The following is a 24676-nucleotide window of genomic DNA, read 5'->3' on the forward strand; positions in this document are numbered from 1 at the left end:
GCCGGCAGTCGTTTCGGCACTACCGCCGGGGAGAGGGTTCACCCCCGCGCACCCCCCACTGCTGCAGCAGCAGCGCGTCCTCCGCAGCCCGCTGGCGTTGCATGAACTCGGCGGCGGCCTCGTTGTAGGCCACGCGCTCCTCCACGTGGGCGTCGCCATCGCGCGGAAGGTCGCGGTCATGGAAGGGGTCTTCCTCGAAAGCCGCTTCGAGCCGGGCGAACGGCTCGCGATGCAAGTGCCGCATGCCGACGCGCCAGGTTTCGTTGGACAGCAGGTAGGCCGTGAACTGCCGGTCGTCGCCTTCGGCGTCCATCACCCCCGCCGCCAGGGCCGACAGGTCGCCGGGCGTCAGGACGCTTTGCGCGGCATAGGTCATCTCGGAGGGCACGCTGTCCGGCAGCACCAGCAGGGCCTTCAGGCTGACCTTGGCGTGCAGCATGGTTTCCAGGGGTTCCCTGCGCAGTTGCCGCTCCATCTCCTCGGGAACGCCGGGCGTTTCCAGCGCCTGCCGGATGAAGTGGTGCACGGCCGTCTCCAGCGCTCCCAGCCGGAACTGCTGCCGCGCCCAGCCGTCCAGCCCCGCCGCGTCGATGCGGCCCTCGCGCACCGCCTCGGCCATGTGGTGGTTGCGCACCGTGAGGACGATGGCGGAAAAGCCTTCGGCCACGTTGTCGCCGCACGATCCGAGCGCGTTCTCGGCCATGGCCAGAACCCGCGCCCGCAGCCCGCCGTCGCGGGCGATGGCCCGGATCACCTGCGCGCCTTCCTGCAGGAGGGTGGCGCCCGGCCCGTGGGCTTTCTCCAGCGACGGGGTGGAAGGCAGCCTTCGCTCCAGCAAATGGGCGAACGCGGGCGCGTTTTCCTCCCCATCGAAAGCCTCCTGGGCTTCCAGCCAGAGCGAGAAAGGTTCGCGCACTTGCGATGGAAGGTGGGGTGGCATGGCTTTGTGCAGGGCCCCGGCACCGATCGCCTGGTAGCCCCGCTCCGCGAGGGCCACGATGCCCTCGCGGGACAGCCGTTCGGCATGGTCCGGCGTGAGCGTCGCTCCGTTCTCGCGATGGGCCTGCAAGGCACGTTCGGCCGCATCGCGCAGGGGCTGCGCGAGCGATTCGTCACCGATCACCCGCAGGAGGTGGTTGAACGCCGCGCGGTATTCCGGCCCCCGCATGCGGCCCTCTCCGTCGCGGACCGCCACCCCGCCATCGAGCGGCGCGCAGGCCCGCAGCACGGACAGGACCTGCTGGCCGGCTTGGGCCAGGCGCCCGGCATCGTGGCGGGTCTCGCGGCGGGCCCGCAGTTGCGCCTTCAAAACCGACATCCACAGGTTCATCTCCGGGGAGGTCGCCTGCATTTCGGGATGCTTTCGCCAGCGCGCCTCCAGGGTTTGCGCGAGAAGCGCGCGCTGCGCGGGGGCCAGTGCCTTGGCGTGCAGATACTGGGCGGAGGCAGGCGCTTGCAGCCAGTCCGCCCATGCCGGCAAGGGCACGGCAGGCGCCTCGGCCGCTGGGCCCGGGGCGGACGCTGCGGCCGGCACGGGCGTGGCTGGCGCGCCGTGCGCGGCCCCGCCTGCGGCGGGCGGGGGCGGGATTCCCAGCAACTCCCCCAGCGTGCGGCGCACGGGGGGCGTGGGCATCGGCGCGGCGGCGGTGGCGGTGGCCCCTGGTGCCGAAGGGGGCCGCGCCGCCATGGCCCCCAGGGGCATTCCCAACAGCGATCCGAGCGTGTGCCTCTCCGGCGGGGCGACCGGCGCGGTCGCGTGATCGGCCGGCCTCTGCGGTGGCGGCGCGGCAGGCACGGACAGCGCACGGGAAGGGCCGGACAGGGGCATGGCGCGACGCGGAGTGAAGAACGCCGAGATGCTGCCCCGGGCCCGAACCCAGGGTCGCCCACACTCCGAAGGGGGTGCGCTGGAGGCGAACCGGCGGGCCGGCGCCGCCGGTGGGTTGGCGTTGTCATGGCCGGTGCGCGGTCCGGCACGCGCCACAATGGCGGCCATGCTCACGCTCCAAACCATCCAGGATGCCGCCGCCCGCCTGCGCGGCCATGTGCTCGACACGCCGTGCGTGGAATCCAAGACGCTCTCGCAGATCGTGGGCGCCCAGGTGTTCCTCAAGTTCGAGAACCTGCAGTTCACCGCATCTTTCAAGGAACGGGGGGCCTGCAACAAGCTCAGCCAGCTGTCGCCCGAGGAACAGCAGCGCGGCGTGATCGCGATGAGCGCCGGCAACCACGCCCAGGGCGTGGCCTACCACGCGCAGCGCCTGGGGCTGCGCGCCGTGATCGTGATGCCGCGCTTCACGCCGGGCGTGAAGGTGGAACGCACGCGCGGCTTCGGCGCCGAGGTGGTTCTGCACGGCGACACGCTGGAAGAATCCCGCGCCCATGCCTACGCCATGGCCGAAGAACGGGGCTTGACCTTCGTGCACCCCTACGACGACGAAGCCGTGGCCGCGGGCCAGGGCACGCTGGGCCTGGAGATGCTGCAGGCCGTGCCCGACCTGGACACCCTGGTCATCGCGGTGGGCGGCGGCGGACTGATCTCCGGCGTGGCGACGGCCGCCAAGGCGATCCGCCCCGGCATCGAGGTCGTGGGCGTGCAGACCGCGCGTTTCCCGGCCATGGTCAATGCCATCAAGGGCACGCAGCACCCGCAGGGCACCTCCACCATCGCCGAAGGCATTGCGGTGGGCACCCCGGGCACGCTCACGCGCGAGGTGATCGCGCGGCTGGTGGACGACCTGGTGCTGGTGCAGGAGGGCGACATCGAGCAGGCCGTGCTCATGCTGCTGGAGATCGAAAAGACGCTGGTCGAGGGCGCGGGCGCGGCAGGACTGGCGGCGCTCGTGCGCTACCCGGAGCGCTTCAAGGGCAAGAAGGTGGGCCTGGTGCTGTGCGGGGGCAACATCGACCCGCTGCTGCTGGCGGCCATCATCGAGCGCGGCATGGTGCGCTCCGGGCGGCTGGCCCGCATCAAGGTCAGCGCGCGCGACATCCCGGGCGTGCTGGCGCGCATCACCGCCACCGTGGCCGAAGCCGGCGCCAACATCGAGGAAGTGCACCACCAGCGGGCCTTCACCATGCTGGCGGCCCAGAACGTGGAGATCGAACTGGTGCTGCAGACGCGCGGCAAGGTCCACGTGCAGCAGGTGCTGGAGCAATTGCGCGCAGCCCACATGGAGGCGGACCTCATCTGAGGCGCCGAAAAGGCCTCTGCTCCGGGCCGCCGGTTTTTTGTAGGAGAAACGCGGTTTTTTGCCGAAATTCCCCGCCAAATACACGGCGTTGCATGGGAGGGCGCACGGTTTTCGGCACACTGCTGGCCCATGCAGCAACCAAAACGACGCCACTTCCTGCGCACCCTCGGCCAAGGCGCCGCCCTGGCCTCGGCCGGGACCCTCGGCCTGAACTGGACGCAGGCCTTCGCCACGCTCAAGCCCCTGGGCAAGCCGCAGCCCTTCGATTTCGCCGCGCTCAAGGGCCAGGCCCGCGCCCTCGCCGCCAAGGCCTACGCACCGTACCAGGGCACCCTGCCTCCCTCGGTCACGTCGCTCGACTGGGACCAGTACCAGTCCATGCAGTTCCGGCCAGACCACTCCCTGTGGGCCGACGAGAAGCTGCGCTTCCAGGCCAAATTCTTCCACCTGGGCCTGTTTTTCAAGAAGCCCGTGCACATGTACGAACTGGCCAACGGCCAGGCGCAGGAACTGGCCTATGACCCGGCCATGTTCGACTACGGCAAGAGCGGCCTCAAGGCCGGCGACCTGCCCGCCGACCTGGGCTTTGCGGGCTTTCGCCTGAACTTCCACACCGACCCCGTGCGCGACGTGGCGGCCTTCCTGGGCGCCAGCTACTTCCGCGCCGTGGGCGGCGAGTGGCAGTACGGCCTGTCGGCCCGGGGCCTGGCCATCGACACCGGCATGCAGCGGCCGGAAGAGTTTCCCGACTTCACCGCGTTCTACCTGGAGCGGCCGGCCCCGGGCTCCAACACCGTGGTCGTGCTCGCCCTGCTCGATTCCCCCAGCGTGGCCGGCGCCTACCGCTTCGCGATCACGCCGGGCGACACGCAGGTGATGGAGATCGACGCCGCGCTGTACCCGCGCAAGGAAATCGAGCGCATCGGCATCGCACCCTGCACCAGCATGTTCCAGCACGGCGAGAACGACCGCCGCATGGCCAATGACTGGCGGGCGGAAATCCACGACTCCGACGGCCTGTCCATGTGGCGCGGCAACGGCGAATGGGTGTGGCGCCCGCTCACCAATCCGCCGAACCTGCAGTTCAACGCCTTTGCCGACCAGAACCCGCGCGGGTTCGGCCTGCTGCAGCGCGACCGCAACTTCGACCACTACCAGGACGACGGCGTGTTCTACGAGCGCCGGCCCTCGCTGTGGGTGGAGCCCAAGGCCGACTGGGGCGCGGGTTCGATCCAGCTGGTGGAGATTCCGACCATCGACGAGACCTTCGACAACATCGTGGCCTTCTGGAACCCCGAGCGCAAGCCGAAGGCGGGCGAAGAGCTGCTGGTGGGCTACCGCCTGTACTGGGGCGCGCACCCACCGGCCAAGCCCGCGCTGGCCAGCTGCGTGGCCACGCGCACGGGCCTGGGCGGCGTGGTGGGCCAGCCGCGCAAGTACTTTTCGTGGCGTTTCGCGGTCGATTTCGCGGGCGAGAACCTCGTGGCGCTCGGCCGGGACGCCAAGGTGGAGCCCGTGATCACGGTGAGCCGTGGCAAGGTCGAGATCACGTCCGCCCGCCCGCTGGACGCCGTGAACGGCTGGCGCGCGATGTTCGACATCCGGCCCGAGGACGACAGCACCGAGCCCATCACCATCCGCCTGTTCCTGCGCGTGGGCAAGGAGCCGATCACCGAAACCTGGCTCTACCAGTGGGTGCCGCCGGCCCCTGCGGACCGCAAGCTGGTGTGACACCCGTCGAAACCCTGTGGCGGCCGCCCGGCGGCTGCCGCTAGAATTTCATCACTTTTCAGGCAGCCACCAGGAGACCCCATGGCCCACGACACGACCACCACCCCGCACGTTGGCGAACACCACCATGCCCCCGATGGCGTCGAGGCCGTGGTGCCGCTGATGCCCATCGTGCTGCCCGTGGTGGGCGGTGTGCTGATGTTCCTGCTGGCCTTCATCGCCATCTACATGGCCTGAGCGCCCCGACTCCCCTCACGCAGAGCCCCGCGCCGCGGGGCTTTTTTACGCCCACGTCCTTCAAAGGAACGCACCATGAGAGCCGGCCACGCACTGGTCCTTTTTTCCGGTGGACAAGACTCCACCACCTGCCTGGCCTGGGCACTGACGCACTTCGAGCGGGTGGAAACCATCGGCTTCGACTACGGCCAGCGGCACCATGTGGAGTTGCAGGCGCGCCAGGAGGTACTGACCAGCCTGCGCGCCGAATTTCCGCAATGGGCCGGCCGCATGGGGGAGGACCACATGGTCGATCTCGCGGTGCTGGGCCAGATCAGCGACACCGCGCTGACGCGGGACACCGCCATCCAGATGACCGAAGCGGGGCTGCCCAACACGTTCGTGCCCGGCCGCAATCTGCTGTTCTTCCAGCTCGCTGCCGCGGTGGGCTACCGGCGCGGGTTGCATACCCTGGTGGGCGGCATGTGCGAGACCGACTTTTCCGGCTACCCCGACTGCCGGGACGACACGCTCAAGGCATTGCAGGTGGCGGTATCGCTGGGCATGGGACAGCGCTTCACCTTCGAGACGCCGCTCATGTGGATCGACAAGGCCGACACCTGGGAGATGGCTCGCCAGTTGGGCGGAGATGCGCTGGTGGACCTGATCGTGCAGCGCTCGCACACCTGCTACCACGGGGTGCGCGAGACGCTGCACGCCTGGGGCTACGGTTGCGGCACCTGCCCCGCCTGCGAGTTGCGGCGGACGGGGTTCGAGCGCTGGGCAGCAGCACGCATCGCATAATCCCATGCTTTTTTTGCATGGATTTACCCGTTGTCTGACAGACACGGGCGGGCGGGATTCATAAAATCGTCATCCCAGCCGACCCGCGGACCCTGCAGCTTTCGCCGCACTCCCCGCCCGCCGACTGAGCATCCAGCCGTTTTTTCAAAGGCAGCGCTCAGAAGACCCATGCGCAGGCCCCCGCGTTGCGCCGCTTGTCGGCAGCTTCCTTTGAAAAGACCGTTTTTCAACTTCAGGAAGCTCCCCATGAACGCACCCACCATGCAAGGCCTGGATCTCCAAGCCCCCGCATACGTCAAAAACGCCCGCCTGCTCGCCTGGGTCGCCGACATGGCGGTCCTCTGCAAGCCCGACGCCATCTACTGGTGCGACGGCTCCCAGGAAGAGTACGACCGCCTGTGCCAGCAACTGGTCGATGCCGGCACCTTCCAGAAGCTCAACCCTGCCAAGCGCCCCGGCAGCTACCTCGCCTGGTCCGACCCGAGCGACGTCGCCCGTGTGGAAGACCGCACCTACATCTGCTCCGCCCAGAAGGAAGACGCTGGCCCCACCAACAACTGGATGGCCCCAGCCGAGATGCGCGCCACGCTGCAGCCCCTGTTCGACGGTTGCATGAAGGGCCGCACCATGTACGTGGTGCCGTTCAGCATGGGCCCGCTGGGCTCGCCCATCGCCCACATCGGCATCGAACTGTCCGACAGCCCCTACGTCGCCGTGAACATGAAGATCATGACCCGCATGGGCCGTGCCGTGTACGACGTGCTGGGTGTGGAAGGCGACTTCGTTCCCTGCGTGCACACCGTGGGCGCTCCGCTGGAAGCCGGCCAGAAGGACGTGTCCTGGCCTTGCAACAAGACCAAGTACATCGTGCACTACCCCGAAACGCGCGAGATCTGGTCGTATGGCTCGGGCTACGGCGGCAACGCGCTGCTGGGCAAGAAGTGCTTCGCACTGCGCATCGCCTCCACCATGGGCCGTGACCAGGGCTGGCTGGCCGAGCACATGCTGATCCTGGGCGTGTCCAACCCCGAAGGCAAGAAGTACCACGTGGCCGCTGCCTTCCCGAGCGCCTGCGGCAAGACCAACTTCTCGATGCTGGTGCCGCCCAAGGCCTTCGAGGGCTGGAAGGTCACCACCATCGGCGACGACATCGCCTGGATCAAGCCCCAGGCCGACGGCAGCCTGCGCGCCATCAACCCCGAGGCCGGCTATTTCGGCGTGGCCCCGGGCACGAACTATCACACCAACCCCAACTGCATGGCCAGCCTGGACAAGAACGTGATCTTCACGAACGTCGCGCTGACCGACGACGGCGACGTTTGGTGGGAAGGCATGGAAAAGGACACCGGCAAGCTGCCCGACCACCTGATCGACTGGCAAGGCAAGGACTGGACGCCCCAGATCGCCAAGGAAACCGGCGCCAAGGCCGCCCATCCCAACGCGCGCTTCACCGTGGCCGCCACCAACAACCCCGCGCTGGACGAAGCCTGGGACGACCCCAAGGGCGTGAAGATCGACGCGTTCATCTTCGGCGGCCGCCGCTCCACCACCGTGCCGCTGGTGACCGAAGCCCGCAACTGGACGGAAGGCGTGTACATGGCGGCCACCATGGGCTCCGAGACCACTGCCGCCGCTGCCGGCCAGCAGGGCGTGGTGCGCCGCGACCCGTTCGCCATGCTGCCCTTCATGGGCTACAACATGAGCGACTACTTCCAGCACTGGCTGAACATGGGCGAGAAGATCGCCGCCGCCGGCGCACAACAACCGAAAATCTACACCACCAACTGGTTCCGCAAGGGCGACGATGGCAAGTTCGTCTGGCCCGGCTACGGTGACAACATGCGCGTGCTCAAGTGGATGATCGACCGCATCGAAGGCCAGGCCAGCGGCCAGGACACGCCGATCGGCACCGCGCCCCAGTACGGCGAGATCAACTGGTCGGGCATCGAATTCACGCCGGCCCAGTTCGACACCGTTACCCGCATCGACTCCGCCGCCTGGGCGGACGAGCTGAAGCTGCACACGGCGCACTTCGACCAACTGGCCTATCACCTGCCTGCCGCGTTGCTGGACACCAAGGCCGCGCTGGAAAAGCGCCTGGCTGGCTGATCCCTTCAAGCACGGGCACGCACGGGGTTCGGTGGCGCCATGCCACCGAATGCGCCGTTCGACCCCAAGCGCCCAGTCCGCACGGCGGCCTGGGCGCTTTTTCGTGGTGTCGCAGATCACCTTCCAATTAAAAGTCATTATCATTTAGCCCGTTCTTTCGGCTAAATTCGCAGGCGGCCAACCCTGACCGGGCGCCGCCCAGCACACGGCCCCACCGCCCCGTCTTCGCATGGGGCCGACAATGCCGCTGCACCGTCCGGTTCGCCGGGTGGCGCACCGGCTTCCTGCGCCCGCGGCGCTGGCACTCTTCTCCCCTCGACGGGCCCGACATGGTTGAAATGGTTTCTGAGCGGATGCCGGCGGCATCCACACGCCGTCTCTGGCTGCGGCTGCTGGGCTGCGTGCTGCTGGTATTGCTGGCCTGGGTGGCGTGGTACCTCGTGTGGCGCCAGCCTGCGCTGCAGGAAACGGGGCCCAGTCCCTGGAGCGGCCCCATTCCAGTGCGCCTCGTGGGTGTGCAGCGGCAGGCCATGGACGAGCAGATCAAGGCCATCGGCACCGTGACCGCCCTGCAAAGCGTGACCGTGCGCAGCCGCGTGGACGGCCAGCTGGCGCGCGTGCTGTTCCAGGAAGGCCAGGAGGTGCGGCGGGGCCAGGTGCTGGCCGAGATCGACGCCGCGCCCTTTCGCGTGAAGCTGGCACAGGCCGAAGGCCTGCAGCAGCAGATGCAGGCCCAACTGCAAAGCGCGGAGCGCGACGTGGCGCGCTACCGCACGCTGCTGCAGCAGGACTCCATCGCGCGGCAGCAGCTGGAAACACAGGAAGCCCTGGTGGCCCAACTGCGCGGCAGCCTGGCGAACGTGCGCGCCCAGGTGCAGGAAGCCCAGTTGCAGCTGTCGTACACGCGGATCGAGGCCCCGGTGGCCGGCCGCCTGGGCATGCGGCGGGTCGATGCGGGCAATCTGGTCGCGACGGCCGATGCCCAGGGCCTGGTGTCCATCACCCAGACGCACCCCATCACGGTGCTGTTCGCCATTCCCGAAACCCAGCTGCCGGCCGTGCGCGCCGGCGCACGCGGCGCCCGGCCCCTGGTCGTGCAGGCCTGGGACCGCGCCGAAGCCGCCCTGCTGGCAACCGGCCGGCTGACCACGCTGGACAACCAGATCGACACCGCCACCGGCACCTTGCGACTCAAGGCCCAGTTCGACAATGCCGACGACGCGCTCTTTCCCAACCAGTTCGTCAACGTGCGGCTGAAGGTGCGCACGCTGGAGAACGCCCTCGTCGTGCCGGCCGATGCGGTTCAGCACGGCAGCCAGGGTCCCTACGTGTACACGGTGCGGGACGGCAAGGCCGTGCTGCGCCGCGTGGCCCTGGGTACCAGCGACGGCGAGCGCCTGGTGGTGACGCAAGGCCTGGCCGAAGGCGAATCGGTCGTGCTGGAGGGGCTGGACCGCCTTCGCGATGGCATCGATGTGGCGCAGGTGGTGGATGGCGAGCCTCCGCAAACCGCGCAGCAGTTGCAGCAACGCGCGAAAGCGCAGGCCGGGGCGGCCTCCAGCGCCGGGCGAGCCGCGTCTGCCGCATCCGCCACCGCTTCCACAGCAGCGAGCGCGGCGCGCTGATGGCGATAGCCCGCAACGCCCACCCGACCGCCGCCCTGGTGCCGCCGCTGCCATGAATCTCTCGCGCCCGTTCATCCTGCGGCCGGTGGCGACGCTGCTGCTCATGCTGGCGCTGCTCATCGCGGGGGCGATCGCCTGGCGCCTGCTGCCGGTGGCGGCGCTGCCGCAGGTGGACTACCCCGTCATCCAGGTGTTCACCTTCCAGCCCGGCGCCAGCCCGGATGTCACGGCCCGCGCCATCACCGCACCGCTGGAGCGCCGGCTCGGGCAGATCCCGGGCCTGCGGCAGATGTCGTCCACCAGCTCCAGCGGCGCCTCGGTCATCACGCTGCAGTTCATGCTGGACGCGGACCTGGCCGTGGGCGAGCAGAACGTGCAGTCCGCGCTCAATACCGCGGCCAGCCTGCTGCCCGCCGACCTGCCCGCACCGCCGATCTACCGGAAGGTGAACCCGGCCGACGCGCCCATCCTCACGCTGGCCATCACCTCGACGAGCCTGCCGCTGCACGAAGTGCACGATCTCGTGGAAACGCGCATGGCGCAAAAGCTCGCGCAGCTGTCGGGCGTGGGTCTGGTGAGCCTGGCAGGCGGTCAGCGCCCGGCCCTGCGCGTGCGGGTGAACCCCACGGCGCTGGCGGCGCAGCAACTGGGCATGGAAGACGTGCGCCGGGCGATCGCGGGCGCCAATGCCAACCAGCCCAAGGGCAGCTTCGACGGCCCCTACCGCACCACCTTGCTGGATGCGAACGACCAGATCACCTCGCCGGACGCCTACCGCCGGCTCATCGTCGCCTGGCGCACCCCTACCGGGACGGTGGCGTCCACCCCGACCGTCGCCGGCACAGGCACCGCCCCGCCGGGCGCCCCGATCCGCCTGGGCGACGTGGCCACCGTCGAATCCGGCCCGGAAGATCGCTTTCTGGCCGCATGGGCCGATCGACAGCCGGCCGTGCTGCTCAACGTGCAGCGGCAACCGGGTGCCAACGTGATCGACGTCGCCGACCGGGTGCGCGCCCTGCTGCCCCAACTCACCGCCACCCTGCCCGCCGCCGTGGACGTGGCACTGCTCACCGACCGCACGCAGAGCATCCGCGCCTCGGTGCGCGACGTGCAACTCGAGCTGGTGTTCGCGGTGGGTCTGGTCGTGCTGGTGACCTTCCTGTTCCTGCGCAGCGCCACGGCCACTTTCATTCCGGGCGTGGTGGTGCCGCTGTCGCTGGTGGGCACCTTCGGCGTGATGTATCTGCTGGGCTTTTCGGTCAACAACCTGAGTCTGATGGCGCTCACCATCGCCACGGGCTTCGTGGTGGACGATGCCATCGTCATGCTGGAGAACATCGCGCGCCACCGAGAGCAGGGCCTGCCGCCGCTTCAGGCAGCGCTCAAGGGCGCGTCGGAGATCGGGTTCACCCTGGTCTCGCTCACCGTGTCGCTGGTGGCCGTGCTGATTCCGCTGCTGTTCATGCGCGACGTGGTCGGGCGGCTGTTCCACGAGTTCGCGCTCACGCTGGCCGTGGCCATCGGGATCTCGCTGCTGGTATCGCTCACGCTCACGCCGATGATGAGCGCTCGGCTGCTCAAGGCCCCCCTGCACGCGCCGCCCGGCGAGGGCAAGGGCACGGGCTTCATGGACCGCGTGCTCGAACGCTATGGCCGCGCGATCGATGCGGTGCTCGCGCACCAGGGCCTGACGATGCTGGCCACGTTGGTCCTCACCGTCCTGCTCTACCTGGCCGTGTCCAAGGGATTCTTTCCGGTGCAGGACAGCGGGGTGGTCCAGGTGGTGACCGAGGTGGCGCCCGACAGCTCGTTCACCGTGGTGTCGCAGCGCCAGCAGGCGCTGGCCGACGCACTGCTGCAGGAGCCGGATGTGGCGAGCCTTTCGTCCTTCGTGGGGGTGGACGGCAGCAATGCCTCGCTCTCCAACGGGCGCATGCTCATCAACCTGCGCGCCCATGGAGAACGGCAGGCCAGTGCCCGCGCCATCCTGGACAGCCTGCGCGCCCGCGCGCGCCAGGTGGGCGGCATCACAGCCTGGTTCCAGCCGGTGCAGGAACTCTCCATCGAAGACCGCGTGAGCCGCACGCAGTACCTGTTCACCCTCACCACGCCGGACCCGTCATTGCTCGACACCTGGGTGCCACGTCTGGTGGAGCGGTTGCGCGCCCGCGCCGAACTGGCGGATGTGGCCAGCGATCTGCAACAACAGGGCCGGCAGGCGCATGTGGAGGTGGACCGCGACGCCGCTGCGCGCCTGGGCCTCACCGTGGCCGACATCGCCACCGCCTTGCAGAACGCCTATGCGCAGCGGCAGATCGCCACGCTGTTCACCCAGGCCAGCCAGTACAGAGTGGTGCTGGAGGTCGATCCGCGCCACGCACGCGGGCTGGATGCGTTGCAGACCACGTTCGTGTCCACGCCGTCCGGGCGCAGCGTGCCGCTGGCGGCCGTGGCGCGCATCACCCAGCAGCCCGCGCCGCTGCAGGTCCTGCAGCAGGGCCAGTTTCCGGCGGCCACGGTGTCGTTCAACCTGGGCGCGGGCCACTCGCTCGGGGCGGCCGTGGCGGCCATCGAACGGGAGCTTGCGGCCACCGGCCTGCCGCCCCAGATCGAGACGCGCTTTCAGGGCGCGGCCGAGGCGTTCCGCGCATCGCTGTCCAACACGCTGTGGCTGGTGTTGGCCGCGGTGGTCACCATGTACATCGTGCTCGGGGTGCTCTACGAAAGCACCATCCACCCCATCACCATCCTCTCCACGCTGCCCTCGGCCACCGTCGGCGCGCTGCTGGCGCTGCTCGTCAGCGGCCGCCCGCTGGACCTGATCGCGGTGATCGGCATCGTGCTGCTCATCGGCCTGGTGAAGAAGAACGGGATCATGATGGTGGACTTCGCTCTGGATGCGCAGCGCCGCCTCGGGCTGCCCGCGCACGAGGCCATCCGGCGTGCCGCGCTGCTGCGCCTGCGCCCCATCCTCATGACGACGCTGGCCGCCCTGGTGGGCGCGTTGCCCCTTATGCTCGCACGGGGCTCGGGCGCGGAGTTGCGCCAGCCGCTGGGCATCGTGATGGTGGGCGGGCTGGTGGTCAGCCAGGTGCTCACGCTCTTCACCACCCCCGTGGTGTATCTGTATTTCGACCGGCTGGGCCAGCGGCTTTCGCGCCGCCGTGCGGCCTGGCAGGACGGCACGGCGGGCAGCGGGCCATGAACCTGGCGCGCCTGTGCATCCGCCGCCCGGTGGCCACCTCGCTGCTGTCGCTGGCGCTGGTGCTGATGGGCCTGCTGGCCTGGCGGCTGCTGCCGGTGGCGGCGCTGCCGCAGGTGGACTACCCCGTCATCCGCGTGAGCGCCAGCCTGCCCGGCGGCAGCCCCGAAAGCATGGCCGCCACCGTGGCCGCCCCGCTGGAGCGCGCCCTCGGTGCGATTGCCGGCGTGGCGGCCATCTCGTCCAGCAGCAACCAGGGCACGACGGAAGTGAAGCTCGAGTTCGTGCTGGGCCGCGACCTGGATGCGGCCGCGCGCGACGTACAGGCGGCGATCAACGCAGTGCGCAGCCAGTTGCCTGCGGGCATGAAGGGCAACCCGACCTTCCGCAAGATCCAGTCGTCCCAGCGTCCCATCGTGGTGCTGGCGCTGTCGTCGCCGGACCTGGCGCCCTCGGCGCTGTACGACGCCGCCTCCACGATCCTGGCGCAGAAGATCGCGCAGGTGCCGGGTGTGTCCGATGTCTCGGTCGGGGGCGCCTCGCTGCCGGCGGTGCGGGTGCAACTCGATCCGGGCGCCCTGGCGCACCAGGGGCTGTCGCTGGACGAGGTGCGGTCGGCCATCGTGCGGGCCGGCTCGGTGCAGCCCCTGGGCGCGGTGGAAGAAGGCGCCCGCCACTGGCCCCTGGCGCTGGATGGCGCACCGGCCCGCGCGGCCGACTACGAGTCGCTCGTGGTGCGCTGGGCCGAGAACGCCCCGGTGCGCCTGTCCGACGTGGCGCGGGTGACCGACTCCACCGAGAACCGCTACAGCAGCGGCTTCCACAACGAGCGCGATGCCGTCATCCTGCAGGTGCGGCGCCAGCCCGGCGCCAATACGGTGGCGACCGTAGACGCGATCCGAGCGCAGTTGCCCTACCTGCGCACGCTGGTGCCTGCGAGAGCGCGGCTGGACATCGTCGTCGAGCGTTCGCAGGGCATCCGGGCCACGCTGCGCGAGGCGCATCTCACGCTCGCTCTGTCGGTGGCGCTGGTGGTGGCCGTGGTGGCGGCCTTTCTCGGGCGGCTGCGTACGGCGCTCATTCCCACCGTGGCGATCCCGGTGTCGCTCATCGGCACGTTCACGGTGATGTACCTGGCGGGCTTTTCGCTCAACAACCTGTCGCTCATGGCCCTCATCGTGGCGGCCGGCCTGGTGGTGGACGACGCGATCGTGGTGCTGGAGAACGTGGAGCGCTACATCGAACGCGGCATGACGCCGTTGCGCGCCGCGCTGCGCGGCGCGGGCGAGGTGGGTTTCACGCTGGTGGCGATGACCCTCGCCCTCGTGGTGGTCTTCGTCTCGATCCTGTTCATGGGCGGCGTGGTGCAGCGGCTGTTCCGCGAGTTCTCCATCACGCTGGCGGCGGCGGTGGTGATCTCGCTGGTGGTGTCCCTGACGCTCACGCCCGTGCTGTGCGCCTATGGCCTGCGCGGGCAGCGCAGCGCACGCCAGGCACAGGCGCGGCATGCCTGGACCGCTCGCGTGGGGGCCGCCAGCGCCGCGATGCTGGCCGACCTGCGCCACGGCTACGACCGCAGCCTGGGCTGGGCGCTGCGCCACGGCGGCGTGGTGCTGCTCGCCTTCCTGGCCGTGGTGGGCGTGAACGTGTGGCTCTACCAGTCGCTGCCCAAGATCATGATGCCGCGTCAGGACACCGGCATCGTCCACGCTTTCATCCGCGGCGACGATGGCTTTTCGTTCCAGGTCATGCAGCCCAAGATCGAGGCCTACCGCCGCCTGCTGCTGGCCGACCCGGCCGTGGCCCACGTGGCCGGCACCAGCGGCGGCAGCGGCAGCATCGCCAACAGCTTCTTCATCGTCAGCCTCAAACCCCTGGCGGAGCGTGGCGGCGAGCCGACGCAGGCCGTGGTCAACCGGCTTCGCGAGAAGGCGCCGGCCGTGCCGGGCGGGGTACTGAGCCCCAGCATCGAGCAGGACATCCAGATCGGCGGCGTGTCGTTCGGCGAGGCCGATACGGCGGTCATCCTGCGCTCGGGCGAGGTCCGGGCGCTGCGCACCTGGGCCCGCAAGGTGTCGCTGGCGATGGGCGAGGCACCGGAGTTCACCGACGTGCAGGCCGTGAGCGACGGCGGCGCGCAACAGGTGGTGGTGGACATCGACCGCGAGGCCGCGCAGCGCCTGGGGGTGGATATGCAAGCCGTGGCGTCCGTGCTGAACAACTCCTACGCCCAGCGCCAGGTGACCACGCTGTACGACCGGCTCAACCAGTACCGCGTGGTGATGGAGGTGGACCCGCGCTTCACGTCGCAGCCGCAATCGCTGGCGCAGATGCAGGTGCTCACGCCGAGCGGATCGCGCGTGCCGCTCACCGCCTTTGCCACGTGGCGCTACGGGCTGGCGGAGGACCAGGTGTGGCACGACGCGCTGTTCGCGTCGATGTACATCGGCTACAGCCTGGCCCCCGGCGTGACGCAGGAGCAGGGACAGCGCGCCCTCAACGCCGTGATGGCGCGCGTCATGCTGCCCGCCTCGGTGCACCTGGCGCCGTCCGGTGAAGACGCGGCACGGGCCAGCGCGGTGCGCTCGCAGCCCTGGCTCATCCTGGGCGTGGTGCTGGCCGTGTACCTGGTGCTGGGCGTGCTGTACGAGAGCCTGGTGCACCCGCTCACGATCCTCTCCACCGTCCCGCCCGCAGGCGTGGGCGCGCTCCTGGCGTTGTGGCTGACCAACACCCCGTTCAGCCTCATGGCGCTGCTGGGGCTGTTCCTGCTCATTGGCGTGGTCATGAAGAACGCCATCCTGATGATCGACTTCGCGCTCGACGCCCAGCGCCGCGAAGGGCTCACGCCGCAGCAGGCGATCCGCCGCGCGGCGGCGCTGCGGCTGCGCCCGATCCTGATGACCAACCTCGCCGGCCTGCTCGGCGCGCTGCCCCTGGTGCTCGGCACAGGCGAAGGCTCCGAGCTGCGGCGGCCGCTGGGCCTGGCCATCATGGGGGGGCTGGCGGTCAGCCAGTTGCTCACGCTGTACACCACCCCCGTCATCTACTACGGACTGGAACGCTGGCGCCAGCGGTGGCTGGCAAGGGGCGAGCGCGCGCACCCGCGCTTTGAAGCGCCATGAAAAAAGGGCGCCTGGTGAGGCGCCCTTGATGGGGAGACTTTGCGGCCGGTCCGGCCGCCGATCTCAGTAGTAGCGGCGGATGTTGTCCACTGCGATGCCGTTCATGGCACGGCTCAGGTCGGCCATGATGCGGGCGTCGTACAGTGCAGCGTTCCAGGTCTTTTCGTCTTCGGCTTCGCGGCGGCGGGCTTCGGTCCAGGCCTTGTAGCCGGAGCGCAACACGGCGCTGGTGCGGCGGGCAGGGCCGGCCAGCAGGGCCAGCGCGGCGAAGGCGATCACCCACATGACCATCCAGGCGGCGAGCATGTGGCCTTCAGCGCGGCTGTCGACCACTTGGTTGGCGACCACCAGCACGGCGGCCACGACGGCGGCCAGCAGGAGGGAGGATGCGCCCCGTGCGCCGTCCAGGCTGGCGGCAGCGCCCTTCAGGGAAGCGGCGAAGCGCTCTGCGCGCTGCACGCCGGGATGTTCGGTGCGGTATTCGATGTGTACAAAATTTGCCATGATGAGGACCCTTTTCAGACGCTTTTGGCGAAATTGCCGGGCGAATGAACGAATCTTAGGGTTTACCCCATGGCTGTTCCACTTTATATTTTGAATCTCAGTCATTCATTGAAGTGATGGTTCAACATGCAGCCCCTCAATTTCCGCTCGCTCGACCTGAACCTGCTGCGCGTGTTCGATGAGGTGATGACCGAACGCAATCTCACCCGCGCCGCCTACAAGCTGTCGCTCACCCAGCCCGCCGTGAGCAACGCGCTGCGGCGCCTGCGCGAAGTGCTGGGCGACGATCTGGTGGTGCGCAGCGGGCAGGGCGTGCAACCCACGCCGCGGGCCCTCACGCTGTGGCCGCCGGTGCGGCAGGCCTTGGCGCAATTGCAACAGTCGCTGGCGCCGGGCGATTTCGACCCGGCCACCGCCAGCTCCACGTTCGTGCTGGCCATGGCCGACGCCACGGGCGCCACGCTGATCCCGCCGCTGGTGGAGATCATCGAGCGCGAAGCGCCCGGGGTGTCGGTGCGCGTGGTGCCGCTCACCACGCGCGACCCGCGCAGCATGCTGGACGACGAATCCGCCGACATGGCCGTGGGCTACTTCCCCGCGGTGATGGCCGACCTGACCGCCCGCGCCCAGACCGACAGCGTGGTGGCCTTCGAAAGCGTGCGCCTGTACGACGGCGAGTACGTGTGCGTGATGCGCCACGGCCACCCGCTCGCCCAGGTGCCGATGACGCTCGATCTGTACTGCAACGCGCGCCACCTGCTGGTGAGCTTTTCCGGCAAGCCCTACGGCTTCATCGACGAGGCGCTCACCGCGCTGGGCCGCGAGCGGCGCATCGTGCTCACGGTGAACCAGTTCTTCACCGCCGGCCGCGTGGTGACCACCACCGACCTGCTCACCGTGCTGCCGCGCCATTTCGTGGGGGTGGCCAGCATCGCCGGCGAACTGGTGTGGCGCCCGCTGCCCATGCCGCTGCCCACGGTGCACGTCGATGCGCTGTGGCACCGCCGCCGCCTGCACGACGCGGCCCACCGCTGGCTGCGGGGCGCGATGGTGCGCTCGGCCCTGCCCACGGCCCGGCGCCCGCCCGTGGCCTGACGGCGGCCCGCGCCAGCCTCCACAATCGGCGGCATGAAGATTCAACTGCTGTCCGACCTGCACCTGGAAGCCCACCCCGCCTTCGCCCCCAGCCCCGCCCCGGGCGCCGACGTGCTCGTGCTGGCCGGGGACATCGGCTCCTACCAATCCGGCTCGCAGCTGGCCGATGACGACTTCGGGCTGGCGCGCTTTTCCCCGCTGCCGCAGTTCGCCGGCTGGCCGACGCCGGTGCTGTTCGTGCCCGGCAACCATGAATACGACATGCAGGACTTCGACGCCGCCCAGCAGCGCCTGCGCCAGGTGTGCGACCGCCTGGGCCTGATCTGGCTGGAGCGCGAAAGCGTGGTGCTGGAGGGCGTGCGCTTCGTCGGCACCACGCTCTGGAGCGACTTCGATGCGCTCGCCGAGGACGAGGGCAGCACCGACCTCGCACGCCGCCTGCGCCAGCGCGAGAAGGCCTTTCGCGCCGCCAACTTCTACCTGCGCAAGACCGGCGGCACCCGCAGCGGCGAGCCCTTCCTGGCCGAGCCGATGCGGGAGCAGTCCCTGGCCTGCCAGGCCTGGCTGCGCGATGCGCTCGCGCGCCCGTTCGACGGCCCCACCGTGGCCGTGACGCACTTCGCCCCGAGCCTGAAAAGCGCCGACCCGCGCTACGGGTTGATTCCCGGCACCGCGGGGTTCTGCAATGCGCTGGACGACCTGCTGCCCCATGCCCGACTGTGGATGCACGGCCACCTGCATTCGCCGAGCGACTACACGGTGCAGGGCGCGCGGGCCGATGGCACGCCCTGGCGCTGCCGCGTGGTGGCCAACCCGCTGGGCTATGCCCGCAAGGGCGAGCAGGACACCTTCTCGCCGCATTTCACCGCCACCGTATGATCGTGCGCAGGTGCCGGCCTCCACGCCGGCGCTCTCGCCGCGCAGGGCATACAAAGATGACGCAGGTCAAGACAACAGGCGCACGCGCAGATTAGTCTGGTCCCTCCTCTTTCGGAGACGTCTTCATGAAAATCCTCCTCGCTGTCGACGGCAGCCCGTACACCAAGAAAATGCTCGCCTACCTCGCCACCCACGAGGAACTGCTGGCCGGCACGCACGACTACACCGTGGTCACCGTGCAGCCTTCCCTGCCGCCCCGCGCGCGGGCCGCACTGGGCAAGGAAACGGTCGAAAAGTACCACGCCGAAGAGGCCGAGAAAATCATCGGCCCGGTGGTCAAGTTCCTCGCGCGCCACGGCGTGGCTGCGCAGCGCATCGTGAAGACCGGCCCCATCGGCGAAACCCTCGGCAAGGTGGCGGACACCGGCAAGTTCGATCTGCTCGTGATGGGCTCGCACGGCCACGGGGCGCTCGGCAAGCTGGTGATGGGCTCGGTCAGTACCCAGGTGCTGGCGAACAGCCAGGTGCCCGTGCTGCTGGTGCGCTGATCGCTTGCGCGGCCAAGCCGCCGAAGCAGGTTTCCACCGCCCAGTCGAGGATGCGCGCATCGCTGTACTGGCCGGTGGCCCGCAGCATGGCGGGCAGCGGGTCGGCCGAACGGGCCAGCAGCGCCCACAGCACCACGTCCGGCGGCCATTGGGCGTTCAGCTGGCCGGCCTCCTGGGCTTCCACGATCCAGGTGGTGATCAGCGCGCTGGCGGTCTGCAGCGACGCCTGATAGCGCGCGCAGTCGCGCAGCGGCCCGGCCAGGCCGGAGTTGCGGCTCAGCAGCAGGGGCATCTCGTCGCTCAGTTGCAGCGACAGCATCCAGCGCAGCAGCGCCTGCAGCCGTTCGATGGCGGATTGGCCGGGCGGCACGTTCTGCAAAAACCCTTGCAGCCGGTCCACGGCATACACCATGGCGGCAGCGCACAGGTCGTCCTTGCCGGCGAAGTGCTTGTACAGGCTGGCCTTGGCCACGCCGACTTCAGCGGCCACGTCGTCCAGCGTCATGGCCTCGAAGCCTTTTTCACCGAGCAGGCGGCCCGCAGCCGCCACGATGGCCTCTTCCCGTGCCTGGTGCATTTGCGCCTTGAAGGAGGGGCGGGGCGGGGGCGTATTCATTCGGCGCATCTTAGCGACCGGCCGTGGCGGCCGATACCGGGTCGGGCCCGGGGGATATCTACACCGCCAGCATGCGGGCCGCGGTGCGGGTCAGCGCCTCGGACAGCGCATCCAGCACTTCGGATTCGAGGTTCCAGCAATGCCAGTACAGCTGGATCGGCAGCGAATGGCCGGGCGCCAGGTCCACCAGGCTGCCATCGGCCAGCGCGCTGCGCACCAGCAGCTCGGGCACCACGCCCGCGCCCCAGCCGGCGGTGGCGGCGCGCACCTGGCCTTCGGAGCTGGGCACGAACAGGTGGTGCAGCGCCACGCGCTTGAGGCCGAAGGCGCGCATCACGAACTCGGCCTGCATGTCGTCCTTGCGGTTGAACGACAGGAACGGCACGTCGCGGAAGTTGTGCGGCGTGAGCCCGTGCGGCAGGTAGCGCGCCGCGAGCGCCGGCGAGGCCACCGCCACGTAGTGCATGGCCCCGAGCGGCACGACCTTGCAGCCGCGCAGCGCCTGCTTGAGCGTGGTCACGCAGCCCAGCACCTGGCCCGAGCGCAGCCATTCCTGCGTGAAATCCTGGTCGTCCACGATGATCTCCACCGGCAGGCGCTGGCGCACCAGATCGTGCAGCGCCTCCAGCGCCCAGGTGGCGATGCTGTCGGCGTTGATGGCGATCGAGATGCGCTCGTCCTCGCGCGCGCCGCCGGGGGCGCTCGGGGCCAGCTCCTGCAGGTCGCGTTCCAGGTCGGCGCGCAGCAGGCGCAACTGCTTGGTGTGCTTGAGCAGCAACTGGCCGGCGGTGGTGGGCTTGAGCGGCCGGCTGCGCACGATGAGCACCGAGCCCACCTGCGCCTCCAGGGCGCGCAGCCGCTGCGAGACAGCCGACTGCGTGACGTTCAGGCGCTGGGCGGCGCGCTCGAAACCGCCCTCCTCCACGATGGCGGCCAGGCATTCCAGTGCGGCGGGATCGAAGCTGCTCATGGGCGTGCGTGCATTAGAGGTTCTGATGAATTTGGATGAAGTTTAATTTTGCTTTTAATTCGCCGCAACGCGATCCACACTCCGGCCCATGAAAACCATCGTCTTGGGTGCCGGCATCATCGGCATCAGCACCGCCTGGCATCTGCTCGAGCGCGGCCATGAAGTCACCGTCGTGGACCGCCAGCCCGGCGCGGCGCTGGAGACGAGCTTCGCCAACGCGGGCCAGATCTCGGTGAGCTACTGCGAGCCCTGGGCCAACCGCGATGCGCCGCTCAAGGCGCTCAAGTGGATGTTCGACAAGGAGGCGCCGCTGCTGTTTCGCCCGCAGCTCGACTGGGACCAGTGGCGCTGGGGCCTGAAATTCCTGGCGCAGTGCAACGATGCGGCGTTCGAGCGCAACGTGCAGCAGATCGTGGCCCTGGGCGCCTACAGCCATGCCGCCCTGAAGGACGTGGTGCGTGCCACCGGCATCGAATACCACCGGCTGGAGCGCGGCATCGCCCACTTCTACACCGACCAGAAATCGTTCGACGCCGCCGGCCACGCGGTCGAGGTGATGCGCCGGCACGGCGTGCAGCGCCGCCTGGTCAGCCGCGACGAGCTGCTGCAGATCGAGCCGGCCTTCCGCGCCTATGGCGACCACATCACCGGCGGCACCTACACCAGCACCGACGAAAGCGGCGACGCCCGCCTGTTCACGCAGGAACTCGCGCGCCGCTGCGCCGAGCGCGGCGTGCAGTTCCTCTACGGCCACGACGTGGTGCGCCTGAACCAGGCCGGTGGCGCTATCGAATCCGTAGCCGTCCGCGCAAGAAACACTAGCGCTGGAGGCCAAAAAGACCAAAACCTCACCGCCGATGCGATCGTCGTCGCCTGCGGCACCTACAGCGCCCCGCTGCTGCGCACCGTGGGCGTGGACCTGCCGATCTACCCCGGCAAGGGCTACAGCGCGACCTTCCCGCTGCTGCGGCCCGAGGGCGCGCCGCTGGTCTCGACCATCGACGACGGCAAGAAGATCGCCATGAGCCGCCTGGGCAACGTGCTGCGCGTGGCCGGCACCATCGAGCTGGGCGGCTACGACCTGTCGCTGGACAGCCCCCTGGCCCGCGCGCGCTGCCACATGCTGTCGCGCCGCATCGAGGCCATCCTGCCCGGCGTGTGCGACACCCGCACGCCCGAGGAAGGCGGCAATCCGCAGTATTGGACCGGCCTGCGCCCGGCCACGCCCACCAACATTCCGTTCATCGGCCGCACGCGCGTGGGCAAGCTGTGGGTCAACGCGGGCCACGGCACATTGGGCTGGACGCACGGCGCCGGCTCCGGCAAGGCGGTGGCCGAGCTGATCAGCGGCGAGCGGCCGGCCATGGCCTTCGGTTTCCTGGGCCAGGGCACGGCGGCGGACGCCACCGCAGCCGCTCCAGCCGCCGCCTGACGGGGCGGGCCGGTGCAAGGCGCTGCCGGCGCTACCATGCCGGGCATGCCTTCCCACACCCTGTTCCTCACGACCTCCACCCGCGAGCCCGGCCATGTCGGCAACACCGAATGGCTGGCGCGGCAGGCCGCTGCGGCCCTGCCGGCGGACGCCGTTCAGACCTGGCTGAACCTCGCGTGGATGGAGCTGCCGCCCTTCGTGGACCGGCGCCACACCACCGGCGAGTACCCCGCCCCCACCGGCGACATGAAGACGCTGCTGGAGGCCACGCTCGCCGCGACCGACATCGTGTTCGTCGCGCCGGTGTACTGGTACAGCATTCCCTCGCCGCTCAAGACCTATCTGGACCACTGGAGCGGCTGGATGCGCATTCCGGGCCAGCCGTTCAAGGAGCCCATGGCGGCCAAGACGCTGCGGCTCGTCACCACCAGCGGCGACCGCGCCAAGGCGCAGCCCATGATCGATTCGGTGCGGCTGTGCGCGCAGTTCCTGGCCATGCCCTGGGGCGGCGCCCTGTGGGGCCAGGGCGGGCCGCCCGGCGCCGTGCAGTCCGATGCGCAGGCCCTCGAATCGGCCGCTACATTTTTAATAGCATAACGCCCTAGTCGAATCTGCGCTGGAGGCTATTTTTGCGGTGATGCCTGGCCATCCACCACGGTCAGGTGGTCGTCCATCCAGCGCAGCAGGTCGCGCCACATCACGCGCACCTCGTCGTCCTGCGGCATGCGCAGCTCGTGCTGCAGTTCGATGGTGACCACGGGCAGCCCCAGGTGCACGCTGCCGTAGTTCCCGAGCGACCCCGGGAAGATGCCCAGCTGGTCCAGCCGCAGGCGGCCCAGCCGGCTGGGCGGCGGCTGCGGGCCGTCGAAGTCGAGCACGCCGTAGGGCGCATGGATGCTGACCACCAGATCGGGCTCGAACTGCGCCATCTGCGTGTGCAGGAACTGCGATTCGGGCTCGGACAGCGCGGTCGGACCGGGCCAGCGGCGGGGGTCCCGGCGGGTGCGTTTTTCCCAGTAGATGGGGGCGTCGCGCTCCCAGTTGGGCGTGGGAAAGTTGCGGTTCAGGTCCACGCCGCGCGCGTTCACCCGGGTGGCGGGCTTGGCGAGCATGCCGTCCGGGTTCAGCGCGGGGATGAACCGCCAGTGCACCGGCCGCCGCGTGGGCAGCAGGCGCGATTCGGCGAACCCGATCCAGCGCAGCGCGAGCGACGCGGCCGTGGGCTCGTCGCCGTGCATGGCGCCCACCACCAGCACCCGCAGCGGCACCGTGCCCGGGGCCATGCCGGCCGGCGGCACGTCGCGCCAGTACAGGGGGATGCCATTGCGCGACAGCGCGCCGCTGGGCACCAGCTGCGCGGACTGGCACTGGGCCTTGGAGATGCCGGGCAGGCGCGGCAGGAGCAACGGGCAGGCGGTGTCCGGCTGCGCACTGGCGGTGCCCGGGGCGGCAGTGCCGGGCGTCGATGGCGCCGGGGCCGATGCCTGTGCCGCCTTGGGCGGCGCGCCCGTGCCGGCACTGGCCGGGGCCACGCCCCGCTCCGGCTTGCGGGCCTGCGGCAAGGGCGCCTCGGGAGAACGGGGCTGCACGATCACGGCCGACTGGATGCCGGACATGCGGGCAGGCACCGTCACCTGGGCGGTCGCCGGCCCCTCGCCGAGCGGCACGCGCGCGCCGCCCACCAAGTCCGGGTTCCAGATGCGGGTGCCCATCAGCGCCAGGGCCAGCGCCGCGCCCAGGGGCAGCAGCCAGGGCAGGGCGGCCGCGGAGGCACCGCGCGGCGTGCGGTCGGCGGCGCTCAATGCAGCACCCGCTCGGAAGAGGCCAGGAACGCCAGCAGCGCGCCGTCGAAGCCGTCGGGGTCTTCCAGCTGCGGCCAGTGGCCGACGTGGGGCAGGTCCAGGTGGCGCGCATCGGGCAGCACCTGCGCCAGCGCCTGCAGCGCCTCGGGCGGGGTGCAGCGGTCCTGCTCGCCGCCCAGCAGCAAGGTGGGCATGTGCAGGCGCGACAGCTCGGCCGCGCTGCGCGCGAACGTGGGCAGCGCCTCCAGCGCGCGGCGGTAGGCCGAGCGGTGCACTTGGCCCATGGCATGGCCGGCCAGGCGCACGCCCTCGGGCAATGCGCCGGTGCCGATGTGGCGCGGCACCAGGCGCTGGGCGATCTGCTCCATCGACTGGCCGGCGTCCAGCTCGGCCAGGCGCGGCGCCACCCATTCGTCCAGGCTGTGCCCATCCAGGGCCGGGCCGCCGCTGCACAGCACCAGCCGGCGCACCAGCGCGGGCTCGCGCAGCGCCACCTCGATGGCGATCATGGCGCCCAGGCCGTGGCCCACCAGCACGGCGGGGCCGCACTGCAGCGCCTGCAATAGCTGCACGCAGCTGTTGGCCAGGCCCTTGAAGCTGTAGGGCTCGATGGGCGCGCTGCGGCCGTAGCCGGGCATGTCCCAGGCCACGGCGCGGTAGCCGGCCGTCGCCAGGGTCTCGACCTGGGGAGCGAAAGTGAGGTGGTCGCCGTCCGCGTCGTGCAGCATGAGCACGGTGGGTCCGGAGCCGAGGGTCGTGAAAGTGGGTAGAAGGGCCATGAGAAGAACCGCAGGGTGCGGTGGCCGCCGGCAGCAAATCGCCAG

General features: G+C 69.8%; 19 protein-coding genes. 13 read left to right on the plus strand and 6 right to left on the minus strand.

Going from position 1 to position 24676, the window contains the following annotated elements:
• Nucleotides 1-19: 19 nt before the first annotated feature.
• On the minus strand, nucleotides 20-1828 hold the full coding sequence (locus M5C98_RS23300; RefSeq protein ID WP_272549891.1) for an NEL-type E3 ubiquitin ligase domain-containing protein: 1809 nt from the start codon (nucleotides 1826-1828) through the stop codon (nucleotides 20-22).
• A gap of 166 nt (nucleotides 1829-1994) precedes the next feature.
• Here M5C98_RS23300 and M5C98_RS23305 point away from each other — a divergent pair, with 166 nt between their 5' ends.
• The 8 genes from M5C98_RS23305 (at nucleotide 1995) to M5C98_RS23340 (ending at nucleotide 16006) form a co-directional block, all read left to right on the plus strand.
• The gene (locus M5C98_RS23305) at nucleotides 1995-3194 is read left to right on the plus strand and encodes a threonine ammonia-lyase (RefSeq protein ID WP_272549892.1); all 1200 of its coding nucleotides are present in this window, start codon (nucleotides 1995-1997) and stop codon (nucleotides 3192-3194) included.
• A 129-nt stretch (nucleotides 3195-3323) separates the two neighbouring features.
• Nucleotides 3324-4925, plus strand: a complete 1602-nt coding sequence (locus M5C98_RS23310) for a glucan biosynthesis protein (protein ID WP_272549894.1) — start codon at nucleotides 3324-3326, stop codon at nucleotides 4923-4925.
• A gap of 81 nt (nucleotides 4926-5006) precedes the next feature.
• Nucleotides 5007-5162 carry a hypothetical protein gene (locus tag M5C98_RS23315; RefSeq protein WP_272549895.1) on the plus strand — a complete coding sequence of 52 codons (156 nt, stop codon included), beginning with the start codon at nucleotides 5007-5009 and terminating at the stop codon, nucleotides 5160-5162.
• A gap of 75 nt (nucleotides 5163-5237) precedes the next feature.
• Complete coding sequence (gene queC / locus M5C98_RS23320) at nucleotides 5238-5945, plus strand: 7-cyano-7-deazaguanine synthase QueC (RefSeq protein ID WP_272549896.1); 708 nt, start codon at nucleotides 5238-5240, stop codon at nucleotides 5943-5945.
• Nucleotides 5946-6191: 246 nt separating this feature from the next.
• Nucleotides 6192-8054, plus strand: a complete 1863-nt coding sequence (locus M5C98_RS23325) for a phosphoenolpyruvate carboxykinase (GTP) (RefSeq protein WP_272549898.1) — start codon at nucleotides 6192-6194, stop codon at nucleotides 8052-8054.
• A gap of 329 nt (nucleotides 8055-8383) precedes the next feature.
• Entirely contained in the window at nucleotides 8384-9679 is a 1296-nt protein-coding gene (locus M5C98_RS23330) for an efflux RND transporter periplasmic adaptor subunit (protein ID WP_272549900.1), read from the plus strand.
• A 52-nt stretch (nucleotides 9680-9731) separates the two neighbouring features.
• A complete protein-coding gene (locus tag M5C98_RS23335) occupies nucleotides 9732-12884 on the plus strand; it encodes an efflux RND transporter permease subunit (RefSeq protein WP_272549902.1) in 3153 nt (1050 codons plus the stop codon).
• On the plus strand, nucleotides 12881-16006 hold the full coding sequence (locus tag M5C98_RS23340) for an efflux RND transporter permease subunit (protein ID WP_272549903.1): 3126 nt from the start codon (nucleotides 12881-12883) through the stop codon (nucleotides 16004-16006). Before M5C98_RS23335 ends, M5C98_RS23340 begins: the two co-directional genes overlap by 4 nt.
• 63 nt (nucleotides 16007-16069) lie before the next feature.
• On the opposite strand, the gene M5C98_RS23345 is transcribed toward M5C98_RS23340, so the two are convergent.
• Nucleotides 16070-16510, minus strand: coding sequence for a hypothetical protein (locus M5C98_RS23345; protein WP_272549904.1), 441 nt, complete (start codon nucleotides 16508-16510; stop codon nucleotides 16070-16072).
• 126 nt (nucleotides 16511-16636) lie between these two features.
• Here M5C98_RS23345 and M5C98_RS23350 point away from each other — a divergent pair, with 126 nt between their 5' ends.
• From M5C98_RS23350 to M5C98_RS23360, 3 genes are all read left to right on the plus strand, one after another.
• Nucleotides 16637-17605, plus strand: a complete 969-nt coding sequence (locus tag M5C98_RS23350) for a LysR family transcriptional regulator (protein WP_272549905.1) — start codon at nucleotides 16637-16639, stop codon at nucleotides 17603-17605.
• Between the two features lie 33 nt (nucleotides 17606-17638).
• On the plus strand, nucleotides 17639-18484 hold the full coding sequence (locus M5C98_RS23355; RefSeq protein ID WP_272549906.1) for a metallophosphoesterase: 846 nt from the start codon (nucleotides 17639-17641) through the stop codon (nucleotides 18482-18484).
• A 125-nt stretch (nucleotides 18485-18609) separates the two neighbouring features.
• Nucleotides 18610-19032 carry a universal stress protein gene (locus M5C98_RS23360; RefSeq protein WP_272549907.1) on the plus strand — a complete coding sequence of 141 codons (423 nt, stop codon included), beginning with the start codon at nucleotides 18610-18612 and terminating at the stop codon, nucleotides 19030-19032.
• On the opposite strand, the gene M5C98_RS23365 is transcribed toward M5C98_RS23360, so the two are convergent.
• Both M5C98_RS23365 and M5C98_RS23370 read right to left on the minus strand, forming a co-directional pair.
• Nucleotides 18980-19648 (minus strand): TetR/AcrR family transcriptional regulator, encoded by a 669-nt coding sequence (locus M5C98_RS23365; RefSeq protein WP_272549908.1) that lies wholly within the window; start codon nucleotides 19646-19648, stop codon nucleotides 18980-18982. The two genes, M5C98_RS23360 and M5C98_RS23365, sit on opposite strands and share 53 nt — an antisense overlap.
• A gap of 58 nt (nucleotides 19649-19706) precedes the next feature.
• Complete coding sequence (locus M5C98_RS23370) at nucleotides 19707-20618, minus strand: LysR family transcriptional regulator ArgP (protein WP_272549909.1); 912 nt, start codon at nucleotides 20616-20618, stop codon at nucleotides 19707-19709.
• An 88-nt stretch (nucleotides 20619-20706) separates the two neighbouring features.
• Between M5C98_RS23370 and M5C98_RS23375 the strand changes: the two genes are divergently transcribed.
• Nucleotides 20707-22050 carry a D-amino acid dehydrogenase gene (locus M5C98_RS23375; protein ID WP_272549910.1) on the plus strand — a complete coding sequence of 448 codons (1344 nt, stop codon included), beginning with the start codon at nucleotides 20707-20709 and terminating at the stop codon, nucleotides 22048-22050.
• 36 nt (nucleotides 22051-22086) lie between these two features.
• Nucleotides 22087-22647 carry an NAD(P)H-dependent oxidoreductase gene (locus tag M5C98_RS23380; RefSeq protein WP_272549911.1) on the plus strand — a complete coding sequence of 187 codons (561 nt, stop codon included), beginning with the start codon at nucleotides 22087-22089 and terminating at the stop codon, nucleotides 22645-22647.
• A gap of 26 nt (nucleotides 22648-22673) precedes the next feature.
• On the opposite strand, the gene M5C98_RS23385 is transcribed toward M5C98_RS23380, so the two are convergent.
• The gene (locus M5C98_RS23385; protein ID WP_272549912.1) at nucleotides 22674-23852 is read right to left on the minus strand and encodes a M14 family zinc carboxypeptidase; all 1179 of its coding nucleotides are present in this window, start codon (nucleotides 23850-23852) and stop codon (nucleotides 22674-22676) included.
• On the minus strand, nucleotides 23849-24631 hold the full coding sequence (locus M5C98_RS23390) for an alpha/beta fold hydrolase (RefSeq protein WP_272549913.1): 783 nt from the start codon (nucleotides 24629-24631) through the stop codon (nucleotides 23849-23851). The genes M5C98_RS23385 and M5C98_RS23390 overlap by 4 nt, the downstream gene beginning before the upstream one ends.
• Nucleotides 24632-24676 lie beyond the last annotated feature (45 nt).

Origin of the sequence: Acidovorax sp. NCPPB 3576 (genome assembly GCF_028473605.1) — a bacterium.
Taxonomy (GTDB): Bacteria; Pseudomonadota; Gammaproteobacteria; order Burkholderiales; family Burkholderiaceae_C; genus Paracidovorax.